The sequence below is a fragment of the Sediminispirochaeta bajacaliforniensis DSM 16054 genome (assembly GCF_000378205.1).
GTDB classification, from domain to species: Bacteria; Spirochaetota; Spirochaetia; order DSM-16054; family Sediminispirochaetaceae; genus Sediminispirochaeta; species Sediminispirochaeta bajacaliforniensis.
The window spans coordinates 1-9,394 of sequence record NZ_KB899448.1 but is presented as its reverse complement, the minus strand read 5'-3'; the positions used below and the strand labels follow the sequence as shown (position 1 = coordinate 9,394).

Genomic DNA, 9,394 nt, shown 5'->3' with positions numbered 1-9,394 from the left:
CATCAACACCCGGTATGAACGTGGATCTATCATCCTCACTTCAAACAAGACCTTTGGCAAGTGGGGTGAGATTATGGCTGATGATGCGGTCGCCACTGCTACCTTAGACCGGCTCCTACATCATTCGCATGTAGTCAGCCTGAAGGGTGATTCGTATCGCATGAAAGACAGAATGAAAATTGGAGCCGTTGGCTTCTAAAGATTTTTGCCGGAACTCTGCAATTTAACTCCGGTGAAAAACTGCAATTTCATTCCGGTGTTGACATTTGACTAAGTAAAAGGAGCCATTGTTTCCTCCGAAGGGTTTAGTAGTGATACAAAATCCTGAAGGAGTGAGAACAATGGCTCAATGTAACGCTACCGCAGAATTAAAGATCCACTTACGATCAAATCTGAAAGTGCGAAACCTTTTGATCGCTACTATCAATCTTTTTTACAATCGTTTAGGATGTAAAAAACAAACCGTAATTTTGGATAGGGCTGGGCATTTCCCAATAGAGGAGCTAGGATTAAAACAAATGGAACGGTCATGTATAGACTTTTTAAAACAGCATTTATAGGTAGTGTACTGTTTCTTTAGATTTTCCGGGGACAGGGCAAGTACTATATATTCTCAGCATGTAACGACAGATTTCGGTATATCAAATCACTTCTTTCTTCAAAGCCCAATGCTTTCCAAAAACTATTTCCCCCGGAATTATTCTTGAAAACCACCAAAGCGACTTTGTTTATCCCTTCATTTCTGAGTGACAAGATTGCTTCTTCAACAAGCTTTTTTCCGATTCCCTGTTTTCTAAATTCTTTTTTGACAGCTGTATGATAAATATACCCCCGTCTTCCATCATGTCCGGAAAGAATTACTCCAACAATACTATTATCCATTTTACATATAAAGTTTGTATTTGGATTTCTTAATAGGAATTTCTCAATTCCTGCTTTAGAATCATCAATTGAACGTAAGCCCATGCCATCAGTTGTTGTCCAGATTCTTTTTACTTCTGCATAATGATCTATTTCCATTTTTTGTATGATCATATAATCCCCTCTACGTATTCTTAGGAAGTAAGGACCATCTCCTGAAATTGCTTAATGTAATCCTTATATTCTATACCAAAAAATTTATAGAATATTGATTCATTGTCTCCATTTTTCATGGATAGTTTCATGTATTTAATGAAAGAATCGTGCCCGAAGCGTTGAATCAAATCCTCTATGACACAACCAAGTTCAGAGTAAATAAAGAAATACTTATCATTTCCGGATAAAGGAAACTCTTTTACTATAGAACTCTGAGAAACGAGAAATCCTGATTTCCAATCAATTGGATTTAGAAATATCCCATTTTGAATAGTTTTATACACTTCATCCTTGGAATAGTACGAATCCTGTCCAATCATTCCGGAATGATAGGTTGCAATACCCTCTAAAAGCCAACCGGGAACTGTATTTCGAAAATAATTGATTGGTGACATATTCTGATATATGAGCAGATGTGATAATTCATGTTTTAGATATGCGTACATATGGATTTTCCCATTTTGACTATCTTGTATGTTTCTTCCTGAGACAAATATTTTGTTTTTCACCGCTAAGAAACGAAACGTACTGAATGTATATCTATAAAACTCTTTTTCCGATTCTGTTAAAATAATATTAATTCTTTTCGTATATGTTAATGTATGGAAATCTTCCGATTCGGCAATAATTTTTGATACTTCATCAATATCAAGATACAAGTTTTTATGGTAATAGATAGAAACTTTATCATTCTCGACTTTATGAAAGCCGATGAACACGGGAGAATACGGAAGAAGGGCTCCAAATAGGAACTCCTCCATGATTAGAACGAATAATGACAGAATTACTATAAGACCAATCCTCATTTTCTTCTTCATACATCACCTTTTTAGTAGCGTAAAGATTTTTCGTTATTTTCTCTGTTAGGTGTGGTGTTCTTTTTATTCCCATTTTTGAATTTCAATAATATTGCCTTCTATATCTTTTGCATAAACTACGGTAATCTTTCCAACCCCATCTATTTCTGCATCAATCAATTTTCCAACTACAGACCCCCCGTTTTCCAATAAAAGATTTAACTTTTGTTCCACATCTTCCACTGCAAAGGCAATATGTCCAAAACCTTCTACATTTATTTTTTTACCGGTATTACGTATATTCTCGTTATATTCAAAAATCTCCAATGTCGGCCCATCAATATCATAACCGGGAAGAAGCAAATGCATTCCCTTTATCTTTGCATTTGATAAATCAGTTAATGTATCAACCCATTTACCTGAAAGATCTCTTTCTGGCGGTTTGGGTTTGCAATCAAATACTCTGATATAAAAATCAGCTAATTTTCTCCAGTCATTGCTAATGATATTCACGTGTGAGAATTTTGTTTTCATGTTCCATCCAATACTACACCTAATTCCCTTTACCAACATGGAATTCGTGCAGATAACATCTGTATGATTATAACTTGTACCACGAAAGGAGCGTTGAATACTACCAGGCCGTAGTTATCGTACCACCAATATTCGTAATACTAGCTAATCGTTAGCATGGCTCATTTCTGCCTTCTTTCCGCTTGTTTTTATCTCGGACACCATCTTCTGCATGGTCTGAATAACCTTGTCGGTTTCTCCGTTGGTACGCAACAGGTCGAGGCTTGCACGGTCGATGTGGCTGGTCTGGCGTTTGATGGTGTTGACCGAGGCGAGAACGTCGCTGCTGGCCGAGCGCAGGGTGGCTGCGGATGAGAGGATTTTCCGATTCCCCTCTTTCATGGCGTCGGATTGGCTGTGAATGCCTTGGTTGATGACCTCTATCGATTCCATGGCTTCTCTGACCTGGTGTGATCCGCGGGTGAAGCTTTCGGTGAATTCTCTGAGTCGTGCGATGAGGCCGGTGATTTCATTGATTGCGTCGTTTGTCTTGCTGAAGGAGCGTAAGGTTTCCTGGTTGTCTTCGTCGATTTTTCTGATCGCTTCTACAACGGCTTTCAGGGTTGCTGATATTTCCCTCGATTGTTCGGCCGTGGTTTCGGCCAGAGATCGGATTTCGTCGGCGACAACGGAGAAGCCTTTGCCCGCTTCCCCTGCGTGGGCGGCCTCGATTGCCGCGTTCATGGCAAGAAGATTGGTTTGGTTGGCCACATCCGCCACCAGGCGGTTTGCCTCGATGAGGTTTTCTGACTGGCGCACCACGGCTTGTATGCCGCCGGATGTTTCTTCGAGTTTGTCATAGGTGGTTCGGTTTTGGCGATCAAGGAGCTCTCCTCCCTCCATGGCACTTTGGACGGCCTGCCGGATATCCTCACCCTGCCGGTCGAAGGATGCAGCGACTTCGTTGCTGCTGCTGATATGCTCTTTTTGCTGCTCTAAGGCCTTGTTGAGCAGATCTACGCCTTTGCTTAGCTCTTCCACGGTGGCTGCTGTCTTGTCGACCTGTTGTGCCTGGCCCGAAACGCTGCTTTCGGTCTTATCTATGCTGGTGACGATCTCATTAATGGCCCCGTGTACCCGTTCGACTTCCCTGTTGAGGATCACCTTGTTGCTGATCAGCTGTTGGGATTCGTTTTTGATGGCCTGGAAGTTTTCATCCAGGGTGATGAAGAATTTCGTACTGGTTCTGCTTAAGAATCCGATTTCGTCCTGGGCCAGTTCCCTGCTCCTGACGGTAACATCGCCGTTCATCCCCTGTTCCAGGAGCCCTTTGAGCCTTGCTACGGGCCGTGCAATGGTCTGGGAAAGGGCTTTCTGGACGATGAGTGTCAGGGTGATGCTTGCCAGAACAACGATCAGCTGGGTGGTCAGGAGACTTACAGGGGGCGGTGGCCCGATAAGGGTTCTCAGCCGATGGCTTTGGCTGACGGTGGTGAGCAGTGCGATGGAGCTGAAGACCAGACTTGGGATGATGATGTTCATTCTGTTTTTGAGGGAGAAAAAGGAACTTGTGATGTAGAGTTCCATGGACGAGAGGCTGTGTTCGATGGTCATGATAAAGGAGAGAAAGAGGGGGGCGGAGACGAAGGTGAGAAAAATCAGGAGATAGAGGAACACAAAGAGCTTGCCTGCGGGGAGGTCCGTAGTAACGGCTCTGAAGAAGATAACATGCCCGATAAGCATTTCAAGAATAAGAAAGAAGAGAAAGAGGAGGGCGCCGGTTCGTACGGCAGCGGCAAGCTTTTTCGTATCACCGCTTGCAACAGCCCGGGAGAAGAACAGCCTCCAGATGACCAGAAATGCCAAAAGGGCGCAGATTGTCAGAGCTCCGGTTGAAAGGGGGACGAGCGGATGCTTCACAAAGGTGATCATGGTTGCCACGTCTGCAACACCTCCGAGGGTGGCGTAGGGGGCCAAAAGCAGGGGCGGAAGAATAAAGATAAGCTCTGTTAGGGCAAAAAGCTTAAGGCTCAGTGTGTTTGCTGTCGTCATATGGATTCCTCCCGATATCAATCATAGAAAGCTGCAAAGCGTCTCGCAATAAAACTTTCTTTTTCTTTTAAATCATAGTAAATTAGTATAGTATTAAAGGAACCATGAGGAGGTTTTTTATGTCGTTTATCACACCGGATTTACCATATGCCTATGATGCACTTGAACCCTACATTGATGAGCGCACCATGCGCATACACCATGACAAGCACCATGAAGGTTATACTGCCAAGCTCAACAATGCGGTGGAGGGTACCGAGTATGCGAGCAAATCCATCGAAGAGCTCCTTGCCGGGCTTGATGCGCTTCCTGAGAATATTCGTACCGGGGTACGGAACAACGGCGGCGGACACTACAACCACTCCCTTTTCTGGAAGGTTATGGGGCCCAAGGGGGGAGGCAGACCCGATGGGGCACTTGCCGAGAAGATCGATAGCTCCTTCGGCGGTTTTGATGTCTTTATTTCGGAATTCTCCGCTGCTGCAGCCAGCCGGTTCGGAAGCGGCTGGGCCTGGCTTGCGCTGGATGCCAAGGGTTCTCTCGTCGTCTTAAGCACGGCAAATCAGGATAACCCCGTAACGCAGGGGCTTGTGCCGATTCTCGGCCTCGATGTCTGGGAACACGCCTATTATCTGAAGTATCAGAACCGGCGACCCGAGTATATCGAGAGTTTTTTCAAGGTGATCAACTGGCCGAAGGTCGCCGAACTTTACAAAGCGGCCATCTAAGAACGTATTCTACTATTCCCTCCATTGTACCCCGAATCGCCTCCGCGGTTCGGGGTTTTTTACGATGTTTACAAAGGGCTGTATTTTTTCGCCGGGATCTGGTATAACAGAGGGGTATAATTTCGAATGTGATGTCCTTGTTTCGGGATAGCGCATTGATGTGAAAACAATATCTGAACATATATACCGCGCCTGTCGGGAAAATGAGAGATGAAATAATGTTTCCAGCAATGGCAGCCCATCATAGAAGCCTCCACCAATGCCCTGTTCTTTCCATGTTTGTTATATGTTTCCAGGGGATGCTGGAAAATTACCGGTATGTGGGCAATAGTAAGATATGGAGAGCACGGTGATGTGATCGCCAGACAGGGGTGGCCCCTCAGGACTGCCCCTGTTTTGTATAATCTGATAGGTTTCGGTACGGGAAGAGCATGTTTCGGCTGCCTTACCTTCGGCCGTGATCGATAAGGGACGGGAGCAGTGGATTGCGGCGGGCACGTTTTTACCTTCAAGGGCGAAGGGAATGGGGGAAGGTGCGCGCTTTTGGCTATTTCATTCGGCTCCCTGATGTATCGTGTATGATGAACGCATGATGAAAACGATAGGGGTATAATGGTGTTGGATAGTATTGATGTTGTGGTGATCGGGGCCGGGGCGGCCGGCATTACCGCTGCCCGTCAGGCGGCGGAACGTGGTAAGCGGGTGCTTGTCATAGAAAAGCGCTCCCATATCGGCGGCCACTGCTATGATCGGCTGGATAAAAATGGGATTTACATCCACCAGTACGGGCCCCATATCTTTCATACGAAAAATCGCCGGGTATGGGATTTTCTCTCCCGTTTTACCGAGTGGCATTATTACCAGCATCGGGTATTGGGGCTGATCGACGGAAGGCTTGTGCCGATTCCCTTTAATTTGCACAGCCTGGAAGCACTTTTTCCAAAAAGCCCCCAGGCAGGGCTGGAACGGAAGCTGATCGATACCTTCGGTTTCGGCTCCAGGGTTCCGATCAGAACGCTTAAGGCTTCGGATGATGATGAGCTCAAGGAGCTTTCCGAGTTCATCTACGAGAAGGTTTTTCTCCACTATACGGCAAAGCAGTGGGGTGTTGACCCTGAGGCGGTGGACCCTTCGGTCTCCGACCGGGTTCCGGTGGTGCTTTCCAGGGACGACCGCTACTTTGCCGATCCCTTTCAGGGGATTCCCCGTGCAGGTTACACGGCCATGTTTTCCGCCATGGCCGATCATCCTTCCATCCATCTGCTGCTACAGTGCGATGGCCTGGATCTGATACGGCTTGATTCTGGTACGATTTTTCTTGAAGGAAGGCCGTTTAGCGGAGATGTGATCTATACGGGGCCTGTGGACGAGCTGTTTGCTTCCTGCGAGGGGCCGCTTCCCTACCGCTCTCTGGATATCCGTTTCGAGGCGATGGATGTCGACCGCTACCAGAAAGCTGCCGTGGTCAACTATCCGAACAACTACGATTTTACCCGCATCACGGAGTTTAAGCAGTTTCAGCTCTCCCCTCCTTTAGGCAGGAGCGTGGTGTGCAGGGAGTACCCCTGCGACTATGAAAAGGGGCGGAACAACCCCTATTACGTGATAAAAAACAGTGATACCGAGGCGCTGTTCGGCCGCTACAAGGCCTTGGCCGATGCGTATGGGAACCTGCATCTTTTGGGACGGCTTGCCGAATACCGCTACTACGACATGGACAAGGTGATGGAAAGCGCCCTTTCCCTTGCCTTGGGCCTCTTTGCGTGATAAAACTGATCCGGAGTATATTGTGCTGCGTTATGTGAGACAATTTTTCAGGGACCTTAAGAAATATCGACATTATACGGCCTATTCGGTGAAATCGAGTCTCAAGGCCGAGCTGAGCAATACCATCCTTGGCTACTTCTGGTGGCTTCTGGATCCCTTCTTGAATATGCTTGTCTATACCTTTCTGGTACAGGGGATCTTTAGAAGAGCGACCCCGGCCTATCCTGTCTATGTTTTTTGTGCTCTTTTGCCCTGGAAGGTTGCAACAACTACCATGAGTCAGAGTACCAGGTGCATCAGGGCAAACGCGGGGATCATTAAGCAGGTGTATCTTCCAAAGTTTATCCTCCCGCTGGTGGTTGTTTTTACCAATAGCATCAAGCTTGCCTTTGGATTGTTGATTCTGGGGGCTATGCTGTGGGTCTACCATATACCCCTTTCCTGGCACATACTAGAGTTTATTCCTGCCTTTCTGGTTTTTTTGCTCTTTTACTATTCCATCGGCCTTCTTTTTACCCACATTGGGGTTCTGTTCGATGATATGAGCCACCTGGTGAACTATCTTGTCATGTTCTGGTACTTTGCCTCTCCGGGTATATGGAGCATTGATCAGCTGCCTGCACAATTTGCTAGAATCATCTGGTGTAACCCTAATACGGCTTTTTTCATGAGTTTTCGCAATACCCTGATGTATGGGGCCTCTCCATATTACAAATATTTGGGGGTATGGGCCGTTGTTAGTGTCCTTCTGATGCTGATTGGTATTCCACTGTTATACCGCTCGGATAAGAACTACAGCAAGGTGATCTGATATGAGCGATGAGAAAAAGCCTATCCTGGAAGTTGAGGATGTCCATCTCAAATACTCTTTTTACCGTCCCCAGGCGATGAAAGAGGTGATCCTGCAGCGGAAGCGAAAGGAAAAAAGGGAATTTGAAGCCTTAAGGGGTATTTCTTTTACCCTTGGTTCCGGTATGAACCTTGGTGTTATTGGATCAAATGGTTCAGGAAAGTCGACGCTTTTACGGGTTTTGGCTAATACGCTTTTTCCTGACAGCGGGAGGGTGATAAACCGGGCTAAGTCGGTTTCGCTCCTGAGCCTCGGGGTCGGCTTCAAGCCCGATTTGACGGGGCATGAAAATATCTATCTTAACGGCCTTTTACTTGGACTTTCACAGAAGGAGCTAAAAGAGCGGATGGGGAAAATTATTGCATTCTCCGAGCTTGGAGACTTTATTGGAAATCCTGTGCGTACCTATTCCTCGGGGATGAAATCGAGACTTGCGTTTTCTATTGCCGTGAATGTTGATCCTGACCTTTTGCTCATTGATGAGCTTTTTAGTGTTGGAGACGAACGGTTTAAAGAAAAGAGCAGAAAGAAAATGGAGTCAATGATTTCGGATAACAGAACGGTTGTAATGGTTTCTCATAGCATGAATATGATTACACAATATTGTCAAAAAGTACTGTGGATAGAAGAGGGAGTCGTTAAAAGCTATGGAGACTCGGAAGAGGTAGCAACAGCTTATCTGGAATATATGAAATAATTTTTATATGAATAATGCAGTTTTTTCGTTTCAATATTTTGATGGGAGCTGGTGGAACGAGGTTATAATTGCTGTCATGTATGGAACATATGACCAATGTTTTATCTTTTTAGACGAGTGTATATTTAAAATGAAGTGTAACATGAAAAAAATTACGGCAATTTGCAGGAAAAAAAATAATATTTGGCTTGGAAAAATAGAGGAACATCCTGAGATAATGACACAAAGCGAGACCGTTGATACTTGAAAGTTAGTAGACGGCCCGGTATTTTCGATTATAGATGTTGACCGTTGGGCAATTGAGGTACTTCAATAACCTTTAAATTACCTAATCGGTCAAGTGCGTATATCTTGAAAAGCCGAGGGATGAGGAGTTGCTTAAAGCGGCACTGAATGAAAGCGTATGAGTTGATAAGAGAAGAGCCGTCAGCTAAGCGGAGGATGTTTAAGGTCTGGCTAAACCGGATGGATGAAGAAAAAAATAGTTAGTACAAATAGTTCAAGATATTGAAGAACGTGGAAAATAGTTGGGCATCAATTAGAAGGTTTTTGAAGAAGATTTGATACTATATGGAATAGTAAAGAGTATATAAATCAGAGAAAAGTGTTGTCCACAAATATTAATTTTGATGATCTTTTGTCGGTATGCCAGAGAATGTTATGCTATAAATAAAGGATTCCTTTACAAAAATGAAAGCAGTAGTACATACCGAATTTTGGTGAAAAAGGCTTTAGAAAGATTTTCTAAAAGCTCAAAATATGTTTTTCAGGAGTGAGGAATGAAAAATATTTTTAGATTAAAGAAAAAAGTAAAAGATATTATTTTAAATATTAACATGAAATTGGATTCTCTTAATAAGAAAGCAGACGGCTTTGACCAGAAGATAGACGGCTTTGACCAGAAGATAGACGG

General features: G+C 44.7%; 9 protein-coding genes. 5 read left to right on the top strand and 4 right to left on the bottom strand.

Annotation, left to right across the window (positions count from 1 at the left end; all coding sequences use genetic code 11):
* Positions 1-199: ATP-binding protein (locus F459_RS22835; protein WP_020614645.1), on the top strand; the 199-nt coding region annotated here is incomplete at its 5' end.
* Positions 200-603: 404 nt separating this feature from the next.
* Here F459_RS22835 and F459_RS0121370 read toward each other — a convergent pair.
* The 4 genes from F459_RS0121370 to F459_RS0121355 all read right to left on the bottom strand — a co-directional run bounded on the left by F459_RS0121370 (position 604) and on the right by F459_RS0121355 (position 4,439).
* Positions 604-1,035, bottom strand: a complete 432-nt coding sequence (locus F459_RS0121370; RefSeq protein WP_020614688.1) for a GNAT family N-acetyltransferase — start codon at positions 1,033-1,035, stop codon at positions 604-606.
* A 20-nt stretch (positions 1,036-1,055) separates the two neighbouring features.
* Entirely contained in the window at positions 1,056-1,895 is an 840-nt protein-coding gene (locus tag F459_RS0121365) for a hypothetical protein (protein ID WP_020614687.1), read from the bottom strand.
* Between the two features lie 63 nt (positions 1,896-1,958).
* Positions 1,959-2,408, bottom strand: coding sequence for a VOC family protein (locus tag F459_RS0121360; RefSeq protein ID WP_020614686.1), 450 nt, complete (start codon positions 2,406-2,408; stop codon positions 1,959-1,961).
* Positions 2,409-2,552: 144 nt separating this feature from the next.
* Positions 2,553-4,439 carry a methyl-accepting chemotaxis protein gene (locus F459_RS0121355; RefSeq protein WP_020614685.1) on the bottom strand — a complete coding sequence of 629 codons (1,887 nt, stop codon included), beginning with the start codon at positions 4,437-4,439 and terminating at the stop codon, positions 2,553-2,555.
* 119 nt (positions 4,440-4,558) lie between these two features.
* Here F459_RS0121355 and F459_RS0121350 point away from each other — a divergent pair, with 119 nt between their 5' ends.
* The 4 genes from F459_RS0121350 to F459_RS0121335 all read left to right on the top strand — a co-directional run bounded on the left by F459_RS0121350 (position 4,559) and on the right by F459_RS0121335 (position 8,481).
* Positions 4,559-5,167: a superoxide dismutase gene (locus F459_RS0121350; RefSeq protein ID WP_020614684.1), complete on the top strand. Its 609-nt coding sequence runs from the start codon at positions 4,559-4,561 to the stop codon at positions 5,165-5,167.
* A gap of 612 nt (positions 5,168-5,779) precedes the next feature.
* On the top strand, positions 5,780-6,934 hold the full coding sequence (glf, locus tag F459_RS0121345) for a UDP-galactopyranose mutase (protein ID WP_020614683.1): 1,155 nt from the start codon (positions 5,780-5,782) through the stop codon (positions 6,932-6,934).
* A gap of 22 nt (positions 6,935-6,956) precedes the next feature.
* Positions 6,957-7,745, top strand: a complete 789-nt coding sequence (locus tag F459_RS0121340; protein WP_020614682.1) for an ABC transporter permease — start codon at positions 6,957-6,959, stop codon at positions 7,743-7,745.
* Between the two features lies 1 nt (position 7,746).
* Positions 7,747-8,481, top strand: coding sequence for an ABC transporter ATP-binding protein (locus F459_RS0121335; RefSeq protein ID WP_020614681.1), 735 nt, complete (start codon positions 7,747-7,749; stop codon positions 8,479-8,481).
* The last annotated feature ends 913 nt before the right edge of the window (positions 8,482-9,394 follow it).